The sequence below is a fragment of the Shewanella sp. GutDb-MelDb genome (genome assembly GCF_002836075.1).
Classification (GTDB): domain Bacteria; phylum Pseudomonadota; class Gammaproteobacteria; order Enterobacterales; family Shewanellaceae; genus Shewanella.
Genome location: NZ_PJBM01000222.1, coordinates 1 through 23,670 on the forward strand (window position 1 = coordinate 1; position 23,670 = coordinate 23,670).

Here is a 23,670-nt window from a genome sequence, read left to right on the forward strand (position 1 = left end):
GAAAAGGATTAATAAACAATGAGTAAAAGTATTGCCCCATTAAACTCAGACAAACACCTTCAGATTAAGATTACCGAATCAACAGATTACCGAAGATTTGCAGATCAACACCTTATTCCAGTGGTATTCCATGAGTTTCATCATTTAGCATCAGAGTTTCCGCTAGTTTTTGTAAAAAATACTGAAACTGGGCAGTTTATTCCAGTCGCACTAATGGGGATTAAAAACGGTGTTAACTTGTATTGTCAGCAAGATAATTGGCTGCCTGTTATACGACCATTAGGTTTTAATAATGCCCCTTTGTCATTGGTAAAAACCAATGAACAAAGTGAAGATGTGATGGTTTGTATTGATGAAGATAACAAGCTGATTGTGGACAATAGTGGTCATAGACTTTTCAATGACAATAAAGAGCAATCTGAATATCTAAAATCCCGAACTCAAGCCCTTTTAGATATAGCATCATATAGCCAACAAACGGCCAATATTTGCCAGTTTTTAGCGTCGAAAGCGCTACTCACACCTAAGCAACTTAGCGTTAAATTATTAAAAAATGAGCAAGTCATTAATATTGATGGTGTTTATATCGTTGATGAGAAACTGCTTAATAATTTAAGCGATGAAGAGTTTTTAGTTTTGAAAAACAAAGGGCTTCTATCACTCATCTATGCTCATATCATCTCTTTGCAACAGCTTCCTAGACTAATAGAAAAACAAAACCAGTACGATAAGAGTCAATAATTTTATATCGCGTCTCTGTCGCAGTGAAAGCTTAACATTCACTGCGACTCGCGGCTTAAAAGCTAAAGCTTCTGCAATCCGTATTGTTTAATTTTCTCAAGTAGTTCTCTGTGATTGGGTAGCTCTTTAACCAATTGCCTAGTTACTTCCTCTAATCTTTGGCCCTGCTTCTCAATATGAGCTAATTCATCAGGTAGCGAAATCTTGCAGTCGGGTGTTTTATTCATTCCGAACAAAACATATAAATAGTTTTCTAAATCAAAAACTTCGAACTTACTAAAGAAATCTTCACGATTGGGAGCAAAATCTTGCCATAGTGATAGACGTTTGATTAGTTCTACAGACATGGTTTTTGGATCACGATTATCGATCCAAAATTGCGAGTCGCTGCGATCGGACAAACAATAATGCAGCTTAATAAAATCAACGACGCGTTCCCATGCATACCCCATCACATGATTAAACCGGTCTCTCACTGCCGTCAACTGGGTTGCTGATGCAGGAAATCTATTCGCTAAAAAACCCGCTGCAAAATCAGTTAATAGAATAGAGGTGGCCTCTAAGGGTTCTAGAAAACCTTGTGCTAAACCAAGAGCAACGCAATTTTTTTCCCAAGAGCGCTCTCTATAGCCCACGGTCATTGGCAAGGTGCGATGTTGATATTCTGCGAGCTTGCCACCTAGATACTTATCTAGCTTTACAAGTGCCGTGGCATCATCCATGTACTTTGTCGAGTAGACAAAGCCCACGCCCCTTCGGTGACTTAAAGCTATGTCCCAGATCCATCCGGCTTGATGAGCGGTTGCAACGGTAAAAGGTGGAATAACAGAGTCAGCATCAGTGGGCACTTGAACCGCGATAGCCTTATCGACAAATAGCTGATCTGCTTTACTGATAAACGGCACATGCAATGCTTTATCAATCAACAGAGAGGCAAAACCACTACAGTCGATATAAAAATCAAATTCGAGAGTGCCCGCGGTATCGGTCACTAGTGATTTAATTTCTCCCTCAGTCCCCATAATCACATCGTTTACATTTGCACTGATATGTTTGACATTAAAATTGGCTTTTGCATTAACGCCAAGTAACTTAGCAAACTTAGCTGCGTTTAAATGATAAGCGTAACCTAAGTGCCCTTTATATTCTGCATCACTGATTGTCTTAGGGCTTTTATAGGCTTCACAGACAGCATGTTGTGGAGAAACAGCCTCTGCGTATGTTCCGGTCTTTCTTGACAACCATAAACGGGTTAAACCTTCAGTAACAGGACCTGGCATATCGAATAGATGATGATAAAAGTTATTCTCAGGATGTTTTACTTTATCCTGCCAATTAGCGAATTTTATTGATTGCTTAAACGTCACATCACAACAACGAATAAACTCCGTTTCACTGATCCCAAAACTCTGTAATGACTGGCGTATAGCAGGAACAGTGCCCTCTCCGACCCCTATGGTAGGAATATCGGGCGACTCGATAAGCGTAACTGAGAGATGTTCATTACTAAGTGCTGCTTTGCCTAAATGATTTGCAGCAAGCCAGCCTGCCGTTCCGCCGCCAACAATGGCGATTGTTTTAATATCCATAAGATGTCTCCATATTAATTAGCGGCTAAATCAAACAATAATGTCTGCAATCTGACTTTCAAATAACACAGATTATTGGGATGAATTCGCTTCTATTCATCATGCATATTCTCTAACAAAAAACCCAGCTAATGCTGGGCTTTTATTAAATGTAATTTATATTTAGAAACGTAGCGCTACACCAACCTTATAACGAGCTTCGCCTTCAAAGCTCCATGCTGGGTAACCGTTTTTAAGCTCTGGTTTAACTTCAGCAGCATCTGGTGCGACACCAAGTTGAACACTGTCTTCTTCAAGCAAGTTAACCACTTCAAACGTCACTGATAAGTAATCAGTAATATTGTAGTTAGCACTCAAATCGACGGTTCCATAATCTTGGTGTTCACGGTTGCCGTAGAAACCTGGTAGCTCACGGATCATGTATTCACTACGCCAGTTATAAGCAACTCGAGCAGAGAAGTCTTCCATCTCATAATAACCCACTAAGTTTACGGTGTGCTTAGAAGAGTCAGAGAAGACACTCACTTGATCAGGGTAATTGTCAGCCGGAGCATCAGAATCTGCAAACGTATAGTTAGCTGAATAGCCTAAACCATTTTCAAATGAATCTTGAAGCTGAAGTTCAACACCTTGGATTTGGCCACCAGTACCGTTTTTCTTGGTTGACTTGGTCCAGCTATCTACACCAGAATCTGGGTCAACAATACCAATGCTCTGGTTAAGAATTTGGTTTGAGGTGACGAATGAACTGATATCTTTAATAAAGTAAGTTGCCGCAACAATACCGTCTGGGCTGAAGTACCACTCGACACCTAAGTCGGCTTGAGTCGCTTTAAAAGGTTCTAGTGCTATATTACCTGTGTTCACAACTTCGTTGCCCGCAGTGCCGTCTTTATAACCAGCTAAAGCGGATGAGGCAAACATATCACCATAGTTAGGACGAGAAATAACCTGTGAAGCAGAGGTACGAATAATTACATCTGGTGCAACGTCAAATGCGACGTTAACACTTGGAAGTACATCGCTATAACTTGATTCCAGAGTGCTTAAACCATCTGCGTAAGAACCGTCTGATTGGAGGTTATAGTAATCAGAGGTTGCATCAGTAGAGATATAACGTAGACCAAAGTTACCGCGGATCCCGTCAGCTTCAAAATTAGCCATTAAGTATAATGCTAAGTTCTCTTCGCTAATCGTACCGTAACCTGACTTATAAACGGTGTTGTCTTTATCAAATCCAGAGATTGCCGCATTCGCATCTTTAAGCATTGCATCTAAATTTGGCTTAGGCAGTGTAAAACCGGCACCTGATGACACGGTACCTGAGTAATACTCAGATGCATCTTTTGCTGCAACATCAGCATTCACTATCCCAGGGAATGTTTCCTGCTTTACATCGTGGTCAGTCCACCGCACACCCGTCTTGAATGAAGTAATAGCACCAAGGTCTACAGGAACAGTAACATCAAATTGTGCGTATGTTTCTTCATCTGAATTAGGCTGTTTCTTTAAAGACCAACCCGCTGGTGCCAGTTGGCCTTTAAAGTCTTCAGCGCCAAATGATTTATTTGCGATATCAATATTAATCACATCGCCAGTAGCATCGTATGTACCAACAAAATCAGATACGTCACCAATCCAACCACCATAATTTGATGTCATCTCAGTACCACCTTCAGACTTGGTGTTACCGACACGGCCTTCTAACGTATAGCTGTCAGCATCGTACTTGAAATCCAAATCATATGTGTTTGAATCCATGCTCGCTTTACGGGCCCAAGTCTGCGCCCAACCAGGATTCGCGGCCAAACCATCACGACGGTAGAAGGTACAGGTGCCTGATGAATTTTTCTGCTCACAAATTTCATCTTTACGATTATCGCCATCTACGATGCTAGGGAACATAGTAAACAACGATGTATTTGCATTATTCGCTTTCATATCAAGCGTCATGATATTTAAGCCAAACTCCAAATTGTCTGTTGGGCGGTATTGGAATGCACCATTGATAGCTGTACGTTCTCTATCTTGCTCAAAAGTTGTTGGAACAATATCACCCCAACCGACGAGAGATTCGATACCATTGCGCTGATAAGATGTTTCTGACGCTGCTGCAGAGACTAAGAAACCAAAGCTCTCATTTTCATTTTTCCAGCTATATAAGCCAGAAAGTTCTGGATCTGTCTCTTCAGAAATAGTGCCGTAGTCGGCTTTAGCGCTGATGAAAATTGAATTGGAATCAAGATCTAACGGCTTACGGGTTTTAACAATTACCGTACCACCGATACCGCCTTCTGCGATATCAGCTTGAGAAGACTTGTATACTTCAATTGCACCGACCATTTCTGGTGGTAGAAGTGAATAGTTGAAACTACGGTCAATAGCTTGTTGGTCATACCAACCCGTAGAGGCAACTGAATGTCCGTTAAGCAATGTGCGTGTCAACTGGCTAGAAGCGCCACGAATTGAAACTTGCTGGCCTTGTCCAAACTGACGGTTTACAGCAACACCAGGAATACGAGCCAGTGACTCACCAACATCACCGTCTGGGAACTTACCGATATCTTCAGCAGTTACCGCATCAACAACTGAATCTGAAAATCTTTTTGCGTTAATTGACGCTTTCATTGATGCACGCATACCACGTACTTCAATTTTTTCGATATTTTCATCTGCTGCGACAGTTGCATCAGCATCAGCTGCCATGGCAGACATAGATACTGCGCTTCCGAGGAGTAGCGCAATGTTTGTAGCTAGTACATTTTTCTTAAAAGTAGATGGTCGCATCTCGTTTCCCTTCCATAACTTATTATATTTATTTTTATATCCATAACCATTCCCCAACCGGAATGACAACGCTGTCATGACTAGAGCAAACATTACACAATATTTAACAGCGACGCCACAACAAAATAACCATCGCGTCGATTATATTTATAAAAAACAACATGTGAGTAGAATGCAAAACATCATTAATCTTTAAATACAATCAGTTATACTGGGTGCGAGATTCAATTTTAGCTGTGATGTTTTTTTATATATGGGTAATAGATGCAAAAAATAGTCGCTGATGATTGCTAATTACTTCAAAAGTTCGCACTATACGGCTAAATTCGATAACAAATATTGTCGCCACACCTTCAAATGTTAGCGGTATGTTATCTACAAGATATGATTGCCATGCTCTCTTATTAACGAGAAATCAGCTTTATGAAAGTCACTATTAATGATGTCGCTAAACACGCTGGCGTATCGATAAAAACCGTCTCTCGTGTCACCAATAACGAGCCTTCGGTAAAGCAAGCAACGATAGATAAAGTTAATGAAGCCATTCAAGCATTAAATTATCAACCCAACCTTGCGGCAAGAAGCCTAGCAGGAACAAGCTCTTACGTTATTGGTTTTGTTTATGACAATCCTAACGCCTACTATATTATTGATATGCAAAATGGTATTTTGTCTGCATGTAAAGATCTTGGCTATGAGCTGTTGATCCACCCTTGTGACTCAAAGTCTGCAGATATTTGCGATGAACTAATAAAGCTGGTTAAGCACAATAGGTTATCGGGTTTAGTCCTCACTCCTCCTTTATCAGAGGATCCGGTAATATTGGCCGCACTTGATAAAATAGATGCCAGTTATGTACGCATCATTGCAGGTGAAAAGCTTGAAGATAATAATGGCCTAGCAGTGCTGGTGGATGATAAATCTGGCGCGATATCTATCACACAACATTTAATCGATCTCGGTCATAAACAGATCGCATTCTTAAGTGGTGATGAACAACATGAATCGACTAAAGAGCGTTTAGCCGGTTTTAAGCAAGCACTAAGCAACAATAATATTGCGATTAATAATAACTTCATCATTGATGGACAATATTCGTTTGAATCGGGGGTCGAAGGCGCTAAAAAGCTATTAAGGCAGTCAAAAAGACCTACCGCTATCGTCGCTTGTAACGATGAAATTGCCGCAGGGGCATTGTTTGCAGCACGACTTGAGGGAGTTGATATACCAGCAGACATTTCGATTGTCGGCTTTGAGGATAGTCCTTTTTCACGTCAAACCTGGCCTAAACTGACCACAGTGCATCAGCCCAACGAAAAAATTGCACATATCGCTACTGAGTTATTAATCGCCAAGCGTCGCGCTCAAGCGTCAGATCAATCGAGAGTATTTGTGCCAGAGCCAGTGATTAGAGATTCTTCAACCTCGCCTAAAAAGTAATCGCCGTCTTTTCGCATGACTTGCTCGCTAAATCATGTGAAAGGACAGTAATATTGTTATACCGCTTCTTCGTTTTCTTCGCCTGTACGTATACGAATGACTCTTTCAACATCAGTCACAAAAATCTTACCATCACCGATTTTTCCCGTACGAGCAGTATCAACAATAACGTCAATCGCTTGATCGAGTTGTTCATCTTGAATAACCAGTTCAATTTTTACTTTAGGTAAAAAATCGACCATATACTCCGCGCCGCGATACAGCTCAGTATGACCTTTTTGACGTCCAAAGCCTTTAACCTCAGACACCGTCATTCCATTAATTCCAATCTCAGCAAGTGACTCACGTACATCATCTAACTTAAATGGTTTAATAATAGCTTCGACCTTTTTCATCGTAAAACTCCTAACAACCTGCTGAATTAACTAATTTAGTAACTATCTAGCTTAACATGCAGCCACAAAACTCTGTAGTCTAAAGTGATTTTGTGCCGACTTTAAAAATGAATGCTGTCTTCTTATAACGGAACAATCTAAAAAATCAACCTAGGTTGAGCTAACACGATCACTATACTGCCTAAAGTTATTCAAAAGCTATCTAGTCGCAGGATGCGATATAGCTTGTTCAGGGAAGATACAACATGATTAAAAAGAAGCATGGCTTTACGTTAATCGAGCTTATGGTCACATTAGCCGTCAGTGCTACTTTAATAGCCATTGCGGTACCGTCATTTACCGCTCTATATGCTTACATTAGAGCAGATACTAATATTCGAAAGATTCAACAATCTATTCAACTTGCAAGGAACCACGCTATTACATACGGGATAAGGGTAACCGTTTGCCCAATAGAGCATCAACGCTGCTCAGCTAATTGGCATGAAAACATTAGTATATTTACCGATACAGGCCAATCTAACATTATCGATGGTAATGATAGATTAGTTTACTTACTGGGCCCGTTTAACCCACGAGACACGATCGTTTTCAACAGAGTATCAATTAAATTTCAACCCGATGGACTTGCTGCGGGTTCTAATGGCACTTTAAAATATTGCCCCGATTCCACACGAAGCTCATACGCAAAAGCCATCGTTATAAACCGTTCAGGTAGAGCCCGCTTTTCTTCACGTAATGATATCGATTGTTCGCAGTAAATGAGTCTTTTCCTTAGATGCCAAAAAATCAATAATAGCCAAAAAAATGGCGATTATATTAAGCGCTAATTTGCTAAAAATTAGTGTAAAGTTACTTATACTGAACCTGAAGATTTGACAGGAAATAGTCATGGTAACAAAGATAAAAGGATTCACACTGGTAGAGCTAATGGTTACCATCGCCATCGCGGCAATACTAATTACAATCGCAATGCCCTCATTAACCTCTATGTATGAAGCTATGCGCAGTGACAGTGAAGTTCGAAAACTGCAACAAACATTCGCTTTTGCTAGAAATCAGGCAATTAGTTACGGTTTAGATGTTACTGTTTGCCCACTGGGCACCGACTTGAATACTTGCGGCACTAAATGGATAAAGGGCATTACAGTCCTATATGATAATGCGGGCTCAAATGAATCACTCAAAGTCATTAATGAGTTTAACTCTCAAGACACGTTAACCTTTGCGTCAAACTCTATTGTTTTTAGTCCCGATGGATTAGCTTCCACGTCAGGCACCATGACTTACTGTCCCGGTGGGGCAACAAGTTCAAATTGTAAGTCATTAATACTAGCTGTATCTGGCAGAGTTAATATTCCCGACTAATCAATATTTACCGGACTGTTAATTCATCTTGTTTTTGCGCCTTTTTAGACGCAAAAGCATCGTTTATCGCGACGCACTCTTCTACATCTTGGATAAAGACTTTACGTCCTTTTTTGTCTGAATATTGTTTACTCGGCAAACTGGCCATCTTCAATTCAAACTCTTTTATCGGCCAGTTATAAAATAAAACTTTGTTACCCGCTGATGATTTAATAAAGCACTTATAGTCCATTTTTTCAGTTCTTGGCAATGTTGCCGCCCATGAAAAACTAGGCAATAGTATCGCCAGTAAGCATAAGTTAATGATCTTCATTTCCAACACTCCGCACTTGGTCCTTTAACCCCTATATCGGTCAAAGTAATTGTCTGACAAGTTGAATCTCTGCTTTTCTGTGCCCCTTCAGCAGATGCTGTAATCGTAAAACTATCACCACCCGTTGAAGCCACGCTGTAGTGTCCATTTTCCGTCACATATGAAGCAGAGAGACCCAACTTAGTTAAATCTGTGGTGTAGGCCCTATTATCTAAGTAGTACTGCTCCTGTAAATTAGAGATATTCAATACTGCCGTCACGCCGTCAGAACGGCCTGCTTTAGTCACATAATCGGTATAAGACGGATACGCTATCGCCGCTAAAATACCAATAATTGCGACAACAATCATGAGTTCTATTAGAGTAAACCCATGGATTACGTGTTGGTCTAGCTTTCTTAAATCATTCATTCTGTTACTCATTTATGTGGTAATAGATTTTATTTACGCCAAGACCAGAGCCTACATTGATCGTCCCAGAATAATCATCACCCACTTTTTCTCCTTTACCTATACCGATAATGTAGATATATGGGTCTTCACCAGATTCTGGTACGGGTATTACTATTTGTGGAGTATCAGGAACCCTCTCACCTAACTCATAGTAGGTGTTTGAGTATGTTCGAGTTCCTTTGTGCAGGTCGAATACATACAAACGCCCTTGTCCTGATGCAGTACAAACTAATTCAGAGACAGAGTTGATAGCTGGCACAAAGGAGGTAAAGTAAACTTTGCCATCAATGATCAAGGCTGCCGTTAAACTCTTCTCTCCAACTCCAGTAAAGTTATACATCCAGCCTATTTTTTTACCAAAACTAATATTATCTGATTCGGTTACTGGTGCAGCTGTTGTTACATCGTATAAGCTGGCAAGTGTTATCGCCGCTGGTGTATCAGTAGATGCAAAGCTCTTTGTCACCACATTTCGGTCTTGTAGGACAAAAAACATATCAGTTACGTCTTTGCTGGTTGGGCTTGGTCGCTTGCCACTACCGACAACAACGGCATCATAGGGAATATTTTGATAACTGGTCGAAACGGTGCCATTAGCAGTAACCTGAGCGATATTACTAAACACGGTTTGAGCAACAGCCACTTCAGCGAAGAAGCGTCTATCGTTTGTTCCCGTACCACCGAGGTTTGCAAATTTAAAAGCGGACCATTTAGTTTTATCGGTGCCAGCTAAGTCTAGTCGCCATACATTTCCGCCCACATCTGTGGCATAAATTCTATCTGTTTTACCATCATTATTACTATCTAAAATTGCGACAGAGTTGGGGAAACTATCAGAGAAACCAGATACCTCGGTTCCATTTGTCCCACTGTTACTAAACGAATGAATCAACGCTCCGCTCACTGCATTGACAATATATATCGCTTTACCTTGAGGATCTGACGGAATAACGTCTGTATCATAACGAGTGTCGTAACCACCGCCGATAATAAGTACTGGACCTTCGTGGCCTGGGATAGTTGTCACAACAGGATCAGACCAGCTCTGACCTAGTTCAGAAAAACCTGAAGTGCTGGATGTAATTGTCCACATTAAACTAGGTGAGTCAGGCTTACTCACATTCAAAGCATAGTAAGAACTTCCGCCCCTTCTCATTCCCATATAAACATAGGCTTTTTCTACTTTGCCCGTAGAATCAAGCTCAGTGTAGGCGACCGGAGATGCATCCATTCCATAAACAGTATGAGCTCCTGAGACGTTCTTCTGAAGTGTACCTACGTTTGAAAGCAGTGCTTTAGGCATAAATGCCCAAGACTCTGTAACCTCATTTGAGCCATTACTGTCATAGTCCTTAAACATATGCACTAACCCCTGATTCGTCCCTAACATAATCCGTACATCGGGACTATTTTTATCACCAAAGTTTAATGCTAGTGGTTTTGAGTGCAGCGGGTCACCCATAATATCTGCACGATAATCATTTTCTGAGCCGCCATTATCAAGATCGACATCATAGCCGTATAACCACTTTACCGTTTTAGGTACATCAACATCATCAATATTCATTAGCGGTGAAAGTGTCGAAGCGGCAACATCTTTTAACTGAGCAAACGGGCTAGCCGTGTTGGTGTAAATAGTCCGTAAGCTAACACCATTTGATGGTGTCATAGCCTTCAGCTTTTCCAAAACTCCGCCTTCAGTAACACTATTACCATCTGTTTTCCCTGAGCATGCACTCCAGAAAGTACAAGAGGTATCCTTAATATTGCCTTGTTCGCCAATAGCAACGTCGCCATTTTTATCAACAAGCACCCCTTGAGAAGTCACTTTCAGCTTTTTTAAGTTGCCAGTCCAGCGTGGGCCTGTGCCAGGTAAAAACATCGCGTAATATGCAGAGTCGAACGTTTGTGTTCTATCAAAGTTATTACTGGCGATACTAGGCGAGGTAAAACTTGCATTGGTTTTCATAATCGTTAATAGCGCATCGCTGAGTGCTTTTTGCAACGACAAACCGCTGGTAGCAGCAAAATAGTCACCGCCGCCTCTTTTCGCTGTTTCAGCCAACAATGGGGCTGCGTCCTCAGCCCCTTTACTAAAGCCGATAGTAAAGGTTCTGACCGTTTGCATATGCTCAGTCTTGCTGCCATCAGCCAAGGTTTCTGGCGATATAACCAAATCATTATGATAAAGATAGCTGGCTAGGGCTGGGAGATAACTCCTGCTTGATAAGTTTTCAGAAAATGAACTGTAGTCTGGTGCAACTGTTTTGTCTTCAGCTTGCTCCTTAACACCACTTCGTCCTAATGCAATCACATCATCATTTGCATAACTATCTTGACTTGGTACACCATCGGTAATGTAGATAACGTAAGCAACATCAGGACAAACTTTAAAAGGTGATTCATAGTTGTCACCTGTCTCTATCGTTTTATCGCGAGGCGGTTTATTGCCATCATACCAATTGCTGTAGTCGTTATCTTTTTTGCCAAAATCAACTTTGTTTCCCGCAAAGTAATTGTAGGCTTCAAATAAAGTCTCGCACAATGGTGTATTGGTTTCAGCATTGGTGCCACCGATGGTATCCAGTAGGTCTTTCTTTGCAGAAGGTGTCATGGTTTGTATGCCGGAGACTATACGCCCACCATCTCTATAACCCTCAGATGGATAGTTCATGTTAAAAAGTGCCAATCCAAAATCGACAGATGAAGTGGTGTTAATAACATTTTCTATCGCATCTTTAGCAATGTCTAATCTGGATTGTGGAGTGGTAGGAAGCACCCCAGCAACAGCCGCAGCGTGCCATCTAAGGTAATTGGCGGTGTATAAGGTAACAACTTCACCTTTACCCAGTTGTGTCGCACTTGAGTCTTTATTTGAGGTATAAGGAACGGGTATTTTACCATTTTTAACACCGTCAATTGGATAACCAGTTGGATGGCTATTTCCATCTTTATTTAATCCGTTAGCGGTGTCACTTTCAATAATATCTTCATAACAATCAATGGTGTCATAATTAGCGCCACTATTATCTCTAAGATCTCCCCAAGTCCCAGTCTGCCCTTTAACTAGATACTCGCCAACAAAGCCAGTGAAACGCCCATACTCTTTTAATAAAGGTTTACTTTGATTACAGCCATTGATCTCTTCTATAAAGCGACGAGAATCCGAAGGGCTCAGCGGTATATCAATACCCGCATTATCAATGCCGACCCCTTTAGTAAAATAGACCATGTCATCTTGATAGGAGTGAGCAGAGCTTATCGCCTCATAAGTAGTTTCAGAGTCATAGGCGCCAGGCGCATCCTCTTCTATTGTTTTCATACTTCCTGAGTTATCAAAGATAATCAAAACCTTCGCTGTATTACCGTTACCAATAGAGTAATCGGTTACATAAAGCTCAGTATCATCGCCATAAGACGCCCCTGAGAAAGTAACCATCGCGAACAACGCCGAAAAAGCGGCACGTTTGAATATCATAATGAGCTCCCAGATATACTTAATTTGTAGTTTCGTTTCTCGCCATTATATTTTGGCGACACTACTTCTTATTAAATCTTTAACACTTCTTGCTCTACACCCGCAACTACGGTCAGATTGCCGATATCATTCTTGCCGAAACTGGCGCTACTTGATATTTCAATTCTGCGGCAACTGATTAAGTTAGCCGAGCTAGCATTACCACTGCGCTGACAGCTCACATCCTGAACGGTGCCGTTATCAGGTAACGGCAACATTGATTGAGATTCCCCCATCACATTGCTGGGAGTTTCGGCAACCATATTAGCGAAGTTAGTTCCTTTATTATCATCAATGACCTTATCTAGGGCGCCATTAGCAATAATGTTTGCCTCTATTCTTTCTGAACCTGCACCAGCCATTTTCATCGACATATTTGAGTTGCTCGCCAAAGCCACACCAATAACGGTCATAATAAGGAGTATTATCAGAGACAGAAAAAGCACCATTCCATTTTGTTTTTTCATCATCAGGCCTCACTAAATCAGTACAGGGTTTTCAAGAACAATCGTTGTCGATAACACTTTTCGTCTAAAGTGATCATTTAGCGGACCAATCGTTTTATCGCCTAATGTATAAGTCGTCTCGTTAGTGTAACTATTGTCAGCTTCCGTGGATCTAACAAGAAGATGGACTCTAAGTGCAACTAACCGTTGAAAAAGCTCGTTATCCCACATCAAAGAGGTCACATCTTTGGCGGCAAGATACCTATCAGCAGTGCTGTCGCCATTACTATCAAAGCCATACATCACTCGCATATTTTCGATGCCCTCAACAAGCTGTTCATCATTGCCCATCCCCGTTGAAGATAAGCTCTTTCTGCGCAAAATAGGAACACCATCGGCATCGTCACCAATATAGTAAATATGATGTTGGTACTCCCAAATACGGCTGTTATCTAGTGTTTCAGCGGTTGCCGCCTTAAAAAAAATAGCTTGATTAGCATTGGCTTCGATATAAAAGGCATCGGTGGTGCCGGCAGCGACTGATGGTCCCAATAAACGCTTCATTTGAATCACATCTGTTTTGTCATTTACATTTGACAAGCACGCTAAGCTATCGGAACCAACGCCGTTTTCATAACCCCATAACCGTCTAAAATGCGCCGCTATATCAATGGGGAATGTGGCATTATTCAGCCCAGCTCCAATGCAGTCTCCGCTGGTACCAATAACAGCTGTTGCATCAATGGTTGTGTTGGTCCCTATAATGAAATCAGTACCGGTAATATCGCCCATGAACCCCAATTGGCTTAAATCTCGCCCCATCAAAGTCAAGGCAATACGGCCATTTTCTTGTAACTGATTAAATTGGCTGGTCGTGGTGACATTTGTTGCTGACATAAGAAACATAGAAAATAGACCTGCCGTTAAAAACAGCCCGATCACCATGGCAACCATCAACTCAACTAACGACATCCCTTTACTATTCATCATCTTCACCGCCTTACAAAATCATTGTACTTAATGCAAATACTCTGCGTCTTTTCCCTAAGGTGGACCCACAATCGGTTTCCGCTATTGACGATGCGCTCATTTCACGGATCCCTCGCCATGCGATAACGACAGAAACAACCCCAGCACTTTCGGTAATACAGGCTATAGGGGAATCTAATCCACCCACATTCTGCCCTCCTACCTGCTCAGCAGCGCCGATTAAAGATTGATCCCATTGGTACTGATCCCAAAGGAGCGTCTCTGCAGTAGTACAAATATTGATTTGGCACGACTTAACGGCAGTCTTCGCCCCAGTATAAGTATCAGCATAACTTGATAGCTGACTCCTATTCAGTTTCATTCTATTAATAATATCGTTAGCAAGGTAAGTAGCTTGGGTTTGCTGAAAAGATTCGAAACTGCCGCGTTTCGCAATAATGTGGAGATTAAAAATACCAATTAGACCAACAACTAAAATAACTAAAGAGACCATCACTTCAATTAAAGAAAGACCCTTTTGTTGGTTTTTCATTACTGTCAATTCCTTTGCTTTAGTCATATTATTGACGTTAAATTTATGTTTTTAGTGTTTTAAATCTGTAACTTAGGAAGAGTAAATCAGCATACAGGTTAATGGTAGTTTAGTCGAATGTTAGCTTTGGTCTGGTTGTTAATTTAAACGTAAAGGTCATTGATGTGTCTGAATTATAAGCATAAAAAAAGAGGCCTAAGGCCTCTTTTTAATCAGTGCGATGTTCGCTTTAGCGTAACTCGGCGGGGACAGCAAATACGGTATCTTCCAACCGGCCTTCGACTTCGGTAATAACGCTTGGCGCCATATCCGCGATAGCATCAACAACTTGCTTAACTAACACTTCTGGTGCAGATGCTCCAGCGGTTACAGCAACACGTTGAACACCATTAAACCAATTGGGGTCCACATCATCTGCATTATCAACTAAATAGGAGTTAGTCCCTTTCTTTTGCGCCAATTCACGCAAACGATTTGAGTTAGAGCTGTTTTTAGAACCTACCACAATAAACAGCTCGACCTCTGCAGCAACATTACGTACAGCATCCTGACGATTTTGCGTTGCATAACAAATATCATCTTTGCGTGGGCCTTCTATCCCAGGGTACTTCTTCTGCAAAGAAGCTATCACATCCGCAGTATCATCCACTGATAATGTTGTTTGAGTCACAAAGCACAAGTTATCAGGATTTTTGACTTCAAGCTTAGCCACATCTGCTGGAGACTCAACTAAATGAACTCCGCCCTCTGGGTTATCATATTGACCCATAGTGCCTTCGACTTCTGGGTGACCAGCGTGACCAATAAGAATACATTCAATGCCTTTACGGCTCGCACGAGTCACCTGCAAATGAACCTTGGTAACCAGTGGGCACGTCGCATCAAACACCTTAAGACCACGAGTTTTGGCTTCAGCACGAACCGCTTGCGATACGCCATGAGCGCTAAAGATAACAATGCTGTTATCCGGCACTTGATCTAACTCTTCAACAAACACGGCACCACGATCTTTAAGGTTTTGCACCACATAACGGTTATGAACAACTTCATGTCGCACATAGATAGGTGGGGAAAAAAGCTCTAATGCCCGTTCAACAATACTAATTGCACGATCAACACCAGCGCAGAAACCGCGAGGATTTGCTAAAAGAATTTTCATAATTACAGTACCTGTACCACTTCAAGTTCAAATGTTAGCACTTGACCCGCCAATGGATGATTCAAGTCGACAGTGACAGAGTCACCAACAACATCTCGTACCATGCCAGGTATTTCGCTACCACCTGGGCCGCCAAAACTCACAATAACACCCGCTTCAAGCTTCATATCAGCAGGGAAACGGCTCTTATCCATATGGTGTACGGCATCAGGGTTAGACACGCCGAAGGTATCAGCTGGCTGCAAAGTAAAGCTATGGCTATCACCCACTGATAAATTGCTAATTTCGGCTTCAAACGCTGGGCTTAAGCTTTCATCACCAATATTAAAGCGAGCAGGTTTTCCTGCCGCCTTGGTACTTTCAGCTGTCGATCCATCTTCAAGTACTATGTTCATGTGACACAAAATTGAATGCATATCTGACACTTAGATTACCCCTTTATATCAGCTGAGTTTTTGACATCTTTACCGGAAACAAAAGAATCCAAAATGATGAGTCCGGCACCGACGCAGATGGCAGAATCAGCAATATTAAATGCTGGAAAATGACTACTGTTCCAATAGAAATCTAAGAAATCGACCACAAAACCATGTTGCAACCGATCAATTAAATTACCTAGTGCTCCGCCGATCACTAATGTGTAAGCCAGATTTAAACGCCACATTTTGCTTGGTTGCTGACGCAACCAAACAGAAAGTAACACACTAAAACCAACCGCGACGAAAGTGAACAACCAACGTTGCCAACCCCCTGCATCACTTAGAAAACTAAATGCCGCGCCGTAATTACGCACATAGGTAAAGTTAAATATCGGTAATAACTTTACCGATTCATACAGCTCAAAGCTGGACAAAACCCACTGTTTAGACAGTTGGTCAGCAAGTAACACTAACACAACTATCCAATACCAACGTAGGCCACTGTCTTTCCAAGAAGTGGGCATTACAGATCCTTTATTATGCAAACTGGCGAGTTTCGCCTTCACCTTCGATATTGGTCACACAACGCGTACAAAGCGTTGGATGTTCAACGACTTGGCCAACATCTTCTCTATGATGCCAGCAACGCTCACACTTCTCAGCTTCAGACTTTTTCAGCCCTAGCTTCAGAGTCGCAAGCTCAGTGTCAATAGCATCCGCAGGTGCTTGAGAAAGTGCCACTACATCAGTCTTAGAGGTCAATAACACGAAGCGTAATTCATCACCCAAAGTGTTAAGTACGGTAGACAATGCTTCATCAGCGTATAGCGTAATTTCAGCTTCCAACGATCCACCAATTAACTTTTCACGACGAGCGCTTTCAATCACTTTATTCACTTCAGCGCGAACTGCTAGCAATTGGTCCCAGTATTCATCGTTCAGATCGGAATCAAGCGTCACAGACGTCAGGCCTTCATACCACATTTCTGTAAATACGAATTCACTACGTTCACCTGGAAGTAGTTTCCAAATCTCATCAGCAGTGAAGCTCAAGATAGGTGCCATCCAGCGCACCATAGCCTCAGAGATAAGGTACAGTGCGGATTGACAACTGCGACGAGCATTACTGTCATCTTTAGCCGTGTACTGTCTGTCTTTAATAATATCAAGGTAGAAGCTACCTAGCTCAACAGAGCAGAACTGCATCAGCTTTTGAGTCACTGAATGGAAGTTATATTCGTCGTAAGCTTCAATCAGTTCCTGTTGTAATGCAGCGGCACGGCGAACAACCCAACGATCTAAAGCAACCATGTCTTCAACGGCGACCATATCTTTTTCTGGATTAAAGCCATTGATGTTAGCCAATAGGAAACGAGCAGTGTTACGAATACGACGATAAGCATCAGCACTGCGCTTGAGGATTTCGTCAGAAACGGTCATTTCACCGCTATAATCGGTTGCAGCTATCCATAAACGAAGTATGTCAGCGCCTAGCTTGTTGGTGACATGCTGTGGAGCAATCACGTTACCAACCGATTTAGACATCTTACGACCTTTGCCATCAACAGCAAAACCATGAGTCAGCACTTGCTTATAAGGCGCTTTGCCATTCATCGCAGTAGAGATCATTAATGATGACATGAACCAACCACGATGCTGGTCGCTACCTTCTAAATAAAGGTCAACTTCATGGCCATTAAACTCTGGACGCGCTGCTACAACAGATGAGAATGTTGAGCCTGAGTCAAACCATACGTCTAACGTATCTGTCACTTTGCGGTATTGGTCAGCTTCATCACCTAGAAGTTCAGAAGCATCTAAATCCCACCAAGCTTGAATACCTTCTTGCTCGATACGGTTAGCCACTCTTTCCATTAGTGAGACGCTATCAGGATGAAGTTCATCTGTTTCGCGGTGTACGAATAAGGCAATTGGTACCCCCCAGGTACGTTGGCGTGAGATACACCAATCTGGACGGTTCTCGACCATCTTCTCTATGCGGCTTTGGCCCCAATCAGGGATCCACTGTGTTTTCTCGATTTCACCCAAGGCTTGTTGACGCAGCCCTTTTTGATCCATTGAGATAAACCACTGCGGAGTCGCGCGGAAGATAATCGGTGTTTTATGACGCCAGCAATGTGGGTAGCTATGATTAATCGCAATATGATTAAGCAATGCGCCTTTCTCTTCCAATAACGTGACGACGCTCTTGTTCGCTTTGAAGACGTGTTGTCCTGCAAAAATCTCGGTGTCAGCTTTATAAACACCATTGTCACCCACTGGGTTAGCAACTTCTAAACCATACTTTTGGCCAACAATGAAATCGTCTTGGCCATGGCCTGGTGCAGTATGAACAATACCCGTACCTGAATCGACAGTAACGTGATCCGCTAAGATAACTGGCACATCAAAAGCATAAAATGGGTGATTAAAGCGTAATAGCTCAAGTTCAGAACCGAGTACGTTCGCCAGCACTTTATGCGACTCAGCACCAAATCGTTCAACACATGACTCAACTAAGTCTTCCGCTAATACCAGTGCTTGAGTTTGGCCGTCTTTTACCATCTCAACCAAAGAGTATTCGATATTGCCAGCAACAGCCAATGCGCGGTTAGCAGGCAGAGTCCAAGGCGTTGTCGTCCAGATAACCATAGAGATGTTATGTGGATATTCAGTAACACCAAACTTAGTGAGTAAAGCGCCCTTATCAACAACTGAAAAAGCCACATCGATTGCCGGAGACATCTTGTCTTCATATTCAACTTCAGCTTCAGCCAGAGCAGAACCACAATCAGTACACCAATGCACAGGCTTGACACCTTTGTGCAAGTGTCCGCTCTCAATCACTTTTGATAGTGAGCGGACAATGTTTGCTTCAGTGCCGAAATCCATAGTTAGGTAAGGGTTTTGCCAATCAGCAAATACACCTAAACGGATAAAATCATCACGTTGGCCATCAACTTGCTTAGCCGCATATTCACGGCATTTTTGACGAAACTCTGCCGCCGTAACTTTGTGGCCAGGCTTACCGACTTTTTGCTCTACTTTGAGCTCAATAGGTAGACCATGACAATCCCATCCAGGAATGTATGGCGCATCAAAACCAGACATGGTCTTTGACTTGATAATAATATCTTTAAGAATTTTATTAACTGAGTGACCAATATGAATATCACCGTTTGCATATGGAGGACCATCATGCAAAATAAACGGCTTGCTCTCTTTACGGCTCTCACGGATCTGTTGATACAGTCCTTTCTCGGTCCAGGATTTTAACATCTCTGGCTCACGATTAGCCAAGTTACCACGCATCGGAAACTCAGTTTCCGGCAAATTCAAAGTAGATTTATAGTCGCTCATTAACCCTTTACCATTTTGTTAGCTAAGCTATTAGCCTGCATCGCTGCCAAGCAGGGCTTTCGCTCTGTTGGCATCATTTTCAATTTGTTTTTTCAGCGCATCTAGTGATCCAAATGGCTGCTCGTCTCTAATCTTTGCCACCAACTCAACTTCAACGGCTTTACCATAAAGGTCACCTTCAAAATCAAATAAATGGACTTCTAACTGACATACTTGACCATTCACTGTTGGTCTAAAACCGACGTTTGCTACGCCTTCATATATATCGCTATTGTCCCAATAAAGCTTAACCGCAAAAACACCTCGAACAGGCGAGACTTTGCGCTTTAACGCGATATTAGCCGTGGGAAAACCTATGGTTCGCCCAATCTTTTGACCATGCGCAACCTTGCCACTAAGGATAAAGGGATGTCCAAGCAAACGTCTTGCTTGTTCCATATTACCGCTAGCGAGTAGCTGCCTTACCTCTGTAGAACTGACGCGCTTGTCACCTAAAATAAAGCTTTGCGTACTCACTACTGCAAAACCGTGTTTCTCACCGGCTTTACGTAGCATGTCAAAATCACCCTGACGCTGGCGACCAAAACAAAAGTCATCGCCAACCACTAAGTACTTAATACCGAGTGCTTTAACCAATAATTGTTCAATAAAATCTTCTGCGCTAAAATCAGCAAACTTCTTATTAAAGTTCACACATAACACCCGGTCAATCGCTAACTCATCGAGCAACATTAGCTTATCGCGTAATAAGCTCAAACGAGCAGGTGCATTTTCGCATCGAAAAAACTCTTGTGGTTGCGGTTCAAATGTCATTACGACTGCAGGTAAGCCCAGGTGTTGCGCTTTTTCTACAAGCCGATTAATCACTTCCGCATGGCCACGATGAACACCATCGAAGTTGCCTATTGTTAATACGCAACCATGATGCTTAGGCAAAATATTATAAATACCGCGGATTAATTCCATTATCCTACACGACACATGAGAGTAAATGGGCGGATTATATACCAGCTAGTCTTTATAATCAGCCCTCAAACTGCAGCTTTCATCTTCCAAGGGCGAATTCCGAAGCAAACTAGGCAAATAAAGTACGAGGTTGCTGCAATTACAATCAATTTAGCAAGCTCTATTCCACGTTCTGACAACGAAAAATCTAACCAAGCAGCGATGGATGGCTGCAAATAGTAAATAACCGCTAACATAATCAGTGCCGCAACCAGCGTCTTAACGGAAAACATAATCGTCGAGGTACTCAGCCGATATACATTCGCTTTATGCAACCCTCTGTATAGCAGGCAAGCATTAAGTGCCGCTGACATAGAAGTCGCAATAGCAAGACCGACATAGCCGAACGGGATGGCGAAAATGAGGTTAAACACCATATTACTTACCATGGCGATAATACCGTAACGCACTGGCGTTTTAGTATCTTGGCGAGAGTAATAACCCGGTGCCAAAATTTTAATCAACATAAAGCTCAGTAGACCACTACCGTATGCCATCAAACTGTATGATGCCATTTCAACATCATCATAGGTAAACGCACCGCGCATAAACAGCACCATCAGCATGGGTTTAGCAAGCATAATCAAGCCACACATGGCCGGTAAACCTAATAAGATAATCGCTTTAACGCCCCAATCCATTGTCTGTGAAAACCCTTCGCTCTCAGCGTTAACATGACGTTTAGATAATGCAGGCAAAATAACCGTCGCTATTGCGATACCAAACAGCCCTAATGGGAATTCAAGTAATCTATCAGAGTAATACAACCAACTGATTGAACCCGTCATTAAGAAACTAGCGATAAATGTATCGAATAACAGATTGATTTGTGACACCGACACCCCGAAAAGTGCTGGGATCATTAAAGTTCGAATCTTAGTCACCCCAGGGTGACGCCATCCCCAGCTTGGTTTAACAATCGCTTTTTCTCTGATAAGAAAAGGGATTTGGAACAAAAATTGAATCAAGCCACCAAAAAACACTCCCCATGCTAATCCTATTTCAGGCTGTTCAACATTGGGAACCAAAAACAGAGCTGCGGCAATAATGGCTATATTGAGGAACACTGGGGTGAAAGCAGAAACCGCAAAACGCCCGCGAGTATTTAGAATAGATCCCGCCAATGCGGTAAAAGTGATAAACCATAAATAGGGAAAGGTTATCTTCAACATTAACGCGGCTAGTTCAAATTTTTCTCCGCCTGGAGCATCATTCAACCAAGCAAGAAACCAACCACCACCGAACAATGCTGCCAACACGGGTGACGCTATGACGCCTACCAAGGTTACAACGCTAACTAACACACCGAGCGTACCAGCGACCTTACCCAGTAGGTCTCTTATCTCTTCATCGCTGTTTTTTTCTTGATATTCGGTTAAAACTGGGACGAATGCCTGTGCAAAAGCACCTTCAGCAAACAGACGCCTTAAAAAATTAGGAATTTTATTAGCAAAGAAAAAAACATCGGCGCTACTGCCTGCGCCCATAATATTAGCGATAACAACGTCTCTCACTAACCCTAAAACACGTGAAATTAGTGTCATAGCACTGACTATCATGCCTGACCTAAATAGCTTTCTACTCAAAACGCCCCCTGCCCCATGTGTATAGAGCTAAAAAAATTGGGCGATACCACGCACTAATTAGCGCTCCCCCTATTGTCTCGTAGCAATACCTGCTAGAATTGCGCACTATATTACACGAGTTAGGTTGAAGAAAGCCAAGCTGGTTAGATTATTTTGAGTTAATCAAACTGATTTGACTATTGTCATTGACAAAATGACATAAATAGGGCATATTCCTCGACCTCAAAAATACCAAACACAGTTTTAGGAGTTGCACCTTGGCTAATAGCAAGTCTGCAAAGAAGCGCGCACTTCAGTCTGAGAAGCGTCGCCAGCACAACGCAAGCCGTGGCTCAATGCTACGTACTTACGTAAAAAAAGTAATTGCTGCAATTAATGCAGGCGACCACGAAGCAGCTACTGCCGCTTTCGTAACAGCACAACCACTTGTTGACCGTATGGCGACTAAAGGTCTTATTCACAAGAATAAGGCTGCTCGTTATAAGTCACGCTTAAACACTAAAATTAAAGCACTTGCTGCTTAAGTTTTAGTTTTAAAGCAAAAGTAAAAACCGGCTTCGGCCGGTTTTTTTATGTCTAAAATTTGAGTTTAATGCCGGAGCCATGCTTCTAATACCAATTGCATTAAGTATTTGACCCATTCAGAGCACCTCATACTTTTCAATTCAAGGCGCATTGGTGAAAAGGGTTGATCCCTTTTAAGCCACTGCAAAGCGGAAGTGGGAAATCTGAGTCGCTTAACGAGTGCGGACAACGTTTAAAGCAAATGGCAAAGCCCTTTAAGCTTCGTTGTGAGCTTTAGATATACGACTAAATGGTCTGTTTTGTCCCATACAAAATATGCCATTGCCTTCCTTCATGGAGGTCAAGTGCAGGAGGTACGAGCCCAAGAATGGACGAAGGTAGAATAATGCAGGAGCAATTATCGAGAGTCATGCATGGAGCAATTACCGAGGATGCCAGAGCCGAGAATCACTATTAGCTTCAATCCCCATCTCGCTTACAGGGCTTTGAATTCACGCTGAATGGTCAAACTTTTAATGCAACGGGTATAATGGCTGGATTCACAATTTTTAGATAAAAAAATAGAGAGGCATGCCTCTCCATTTGTAACAACGATTGAAACTGTAGCGGCGAAAATGAGATTAGCACTTGCTTGTAGCCTAGTGCTATTACGCTACCGTTTGTAAGCTATCGCTATAAATATTATTAAGTAGCTTAATGATCTCTGCAACTTCTTCACTCTTTAACGAGTAATATACCGTTTGAGCTTCTTTACGCGTTTCAACCAAATTATCTTTACGTAACCACGCAAGGTGCTGCGAAAGAGCAGATTGGCTTAATCCCAATTTCTTGTTCATTTCGCCAACGCACATTTCCCCTTCGTTAAGAAGATAGCACAAGATAAATAGGCGGCGCTCATTCGCCATTGCCTTCAATAACACAACGGCATGGTCTGCTCGTTGCTGTATTAGTTCCATATTCATTACGAACTATTTCTCCTAAAACAAACCGACCGCCTAATATAGCGCTGCCCTGCAGATATAGTCGGGACATAAAGCACACTTTTT

At 42.1% G+C, this 23,670-nt stretch carries 21 protein-coding genes; 5 read left to right on the forward strand and 16 right to left on the reverse strand.

Features of this window, described 5'->3' with window-relative positions:
* Positions 1-18 precede the first annotated feature (18 nt).
* The gene (locus CXF82_RS10685; RefSeq protein ID WP_102038292.1) at positions 19-741 is read left to right on the forward strand and encodes a SapC family protein; all 723 of its coding nucleotides are present in this window, start codon (positions 19-21) and stop codon (positions 739-741) included.
* A gap of 62 nt (positions 742-803) precedes the next feature.
* On the opposite strand, the gene CXF82_RS10690 is transcribed toward CXF82_RS10685, so the two are convergent.
* Both CXF82_RS10690 and CXF82_RS10695 read right to left on the reverse strand, forming a co-directional pair.
* Complete coding sequence (locus CXF82_RS10690) at positions 804-2,330, reverse strand: tryptophan halogenase family protein (RefSeq protein WP_102044185.1); 1,527 nt, start codon at positions 2,328-2,330, stop codon at positions 804-806.
* Positions 2,331-2,492: 162 nt separating this feature from the next.
* Positions 2,493-5,117, reverse strand: coding sequence for a TonB-dependent receptor (locus CXF82_RS10695; RefSeq protein WP_102038294.1), 2,625 nt, complete (start codon positions 5,115-5,117; stop codon positions 2,493-2,495).
* Between the two features lie 423 nt (positions 5,118-5,540).
* Between CXF82_RS10695 and CXF82_RS10700 the strand changes: the two genes are divergently transcribed.
* Entirely contained in the window at positions 5,541-6,557 is a 1,017-nt protein-coding gene (locus tag CXF82_RS10700) for a LacI family DNA-binding transcriptional regulator (RefSeq protein WP_102044186.1), read from the forward strand.
* A 56-nt stretch (positions 6,558-6,613) separates the two neighbouring features.
* On the opposite strand, the gene CXF82_RS10705 is transcribed toward CXF82_RS10700, so the two are convergent.
* The gene (locus CXF82_RS10705; protein WP_101090427.1) at positions 6,614-6,952 is read right to left on the reverse strand and encodes a P-II family nitrogen regulator; all 339 of its coding nucleotides are present in this window, start codon (positions 6,950-6,952) and stop codon (positions 6,614-6,616) included.
* 245 nt (positions 6,953-7,197) lie between these two features.
* Here CXF82_RS10705 and CXF82_RS10710 point away from each other — a divergent pair, with 245 nt between their 5' ends.
* A complete protein-coding gene (locus CXF82_RS10710) occupies positions 7,198-7,713 on the forward strand; it encodes a GspH/FimT family pseudopilin (protein ID WP_101090428.1) in 516 nt (171 codons plus the stop codon).
* A gap of 130 nt (positions 7,714-7,843) precedes the next feature.
* Positions 7,844-8,320 (forward strand): GspH/FimT family pseudopilin, encoded by a 477-nt coding sequence (locus CXF82_RS10715; protein WP_101090429.1) that lies wholly within the window; start codon positions 7,844-7,846, stop codon positions 8,318-8,320.
* Between the two features lie 7 nt (positions 8,321-8,327).
* Here the strand turns inward: CXF82_RS10715 and CXF82_RS10720 are convergent, their stop codons facing one another.
* The 12 genes from CXF82_RS10720 to murJ all read right to left on the reverse strand — a co-directional run bounded on the left by CXF82_RS10720 (position 8,328) and on the right by murJ (position 22,099).
* Positions 8,328-8,633, reverse strand: a complete 306-nt coding sequence (locus CXF82_RS10720; RefSeq protein WP_101090430.1) for a TapY2 family type IVa secretion system protein — start codon at positions 8,631-8,633, stop codon at positions 8,328-8,330.
* On the reverse strand, positions 8,630-9,043 hold the full coding sequence (locus CXF82_RS10725; protein ID WP_101090431.1) for a type IV pilin protein: 414 nt from the start codon (positions 9,041-9,043) through the stop codon (positions 8,630-8,632). The genes CXF82_RS10720 and CXF82_RS10725 overlap by 4 nt, the downstream gene beginning before the upstream one ends.
* A gap of 4 nt (positions 9,044-9,047) precedes the next feature.
* Entirely contained in the window at positions 9,048-12,563 is a 3,516-nt protein-coding gene (locus CXF82_RS10730) for a pilus assembly protein (protein WP_102044187.1), read from the reverse strand.
* A gap of 71 nt (positions 12,564-12,634) precedes the next feature.
* The gene (locus CXF82_RS10735) at positions 12,635-13,069 is read right to left on the reverse strand and encodes a PilX N-terminal domain-containing pilus assembly protein (protein ID WP_101090543.1); all 435 of its coding nucleotides are present in this window, start codon (positions 13,067-13,069) and stop codon (positions 12,635-12,637) included.
* 12 nt (positions 13,070-13,081) lie between these two features.
* A complete protein-coding gene (locus tag CXF82_RS10740; protein ID WP_101090433.1) occupies positions 13,082-14,038 on the reverse strand; it encodes a PilW family protein in 957 nt (318 codons plus the stop codon).
* A 10-nt stretch (positions 14,039-14,048) separates the two neighbouring features.
* The gene (gene pilV, locus CXF82_RS10745) at positions 14,049-14,570 is read right to left on the reverse strand and encodes a type IV pilus modification protein PilV (protein ID WP_102044188.1); all 522 of its coding nucleotides are present in this window, start codon (positions 14,568-14,570) and stop codon (positions 14,049-14,051) included.
* A 229-nt stretch (positions 14,571-14,799) separates the two neighbouring features.
* Positions 14,800-15,729, reverse strand: a complete 930-nt coding sequence (ispH, locus tag CXF82_RS10750; RefSeq protein ID WP_101090435.1) for a 4-hydroxy-3-methylbut-2-enyl diphosphate reductase — start codon at positions 15,727-15,729, stop codon at positions 14,800-14,802.
* Between the two features lie 2 nt (positions 15,730-15,731).
* Complete coding sequence (gene fkpB / locus CXF82_RS10755) at positions 15,732-16,145, reverse strand: FKBP-type peptidyl-prolyl cis-trans isomerase (RefSeq protein ID WP_374702369.1); 414 nt, start codon at positions 16,143-16,145, stop codon at positions 15,732-15,734.
* Positions 16,146-16,159: 14 nt separating this feature from the next.
* The gene (lspA, locus tag CXF82_RS10760; protein ID WP_101090437.1) at positions 16,160-16,672 is read right to left on the reverse strand and encodes a signal peptidase II; all 513 of its coding nucleotides are present in this window, start codon (positions 16,670-16,672) and stop codon (positions 16,160-16,162) included.
* 13 nt (positions 16,673-16,685) lie between these two features.
* Positions 16,686-19,508: an isoleucine--tRNA ligase gene (ileS, locus tag CXF82_RS10765; protein ID WP_101090438.1), complete on the reverse strand. Its 2,823-nt coding sequence runs from the start codon at positions 19,506-19,508 to the stop codon at positions 16,686-16,688.
* 30 nt (positions 19,509-19,538) lie between these two features.
* A complete protein-coding gene (gene ribF / locus CXF82_RS10770) occupies positions 19,539-20,474 on the reverse strand; it encodes a bifunctional riboflavin kinase/FAD synthetase (RefSeq protein WP_101090439.1) in 936 nt (311 codons plus the stop codon).
* Positions 20,475-20,539: 65 nt separating this feature from the next.
* A complete protein-coding gene (gene murJ, locus CXF82_RS10775; RefSeq protein ID WP_102038304.1) occupies positions 20,540-22,099 on the reverse strand; it encodes a murein biosynthesis integral membrane protein MurJ in 1,560 nt (519 codons plus the stop codon).
* 257 nt (positions 22,100-22,356) lie between these two features.
* On the opposite strand from murJ, the gene rpsT reads away from it, so the two are divergent.
* Positions 22,357-22,623: a 30S ribosomal protein S20 gene (rpsT, locus tag CXF82_RS10780; protein WP_101090441.1), complete on the forward strand. Its 267-nt coding sequence runs from the start codon at positions 22,357-22,359 to the stop codon at positions 22,621-22,623.
* 648 nt (positions 22,624-23,271) lie between these two features.
* On the opposite strand, the gene CXF82_RS10785 is transcribed toward rpsT, so the two are convergent.
* Positions 23,272-23,586, reverse strand: coding sequence for an ArsR/SmtB family transcription factor (locus CXF82_RS10785; RefSeq protein WP_101090442.1), 315 nt, complete (start codon positions 23,584-23,586; stop codon positions 23,272-23,274).
* Positions 23,587-23,670 lie beyond the last annotated feature (84 nt).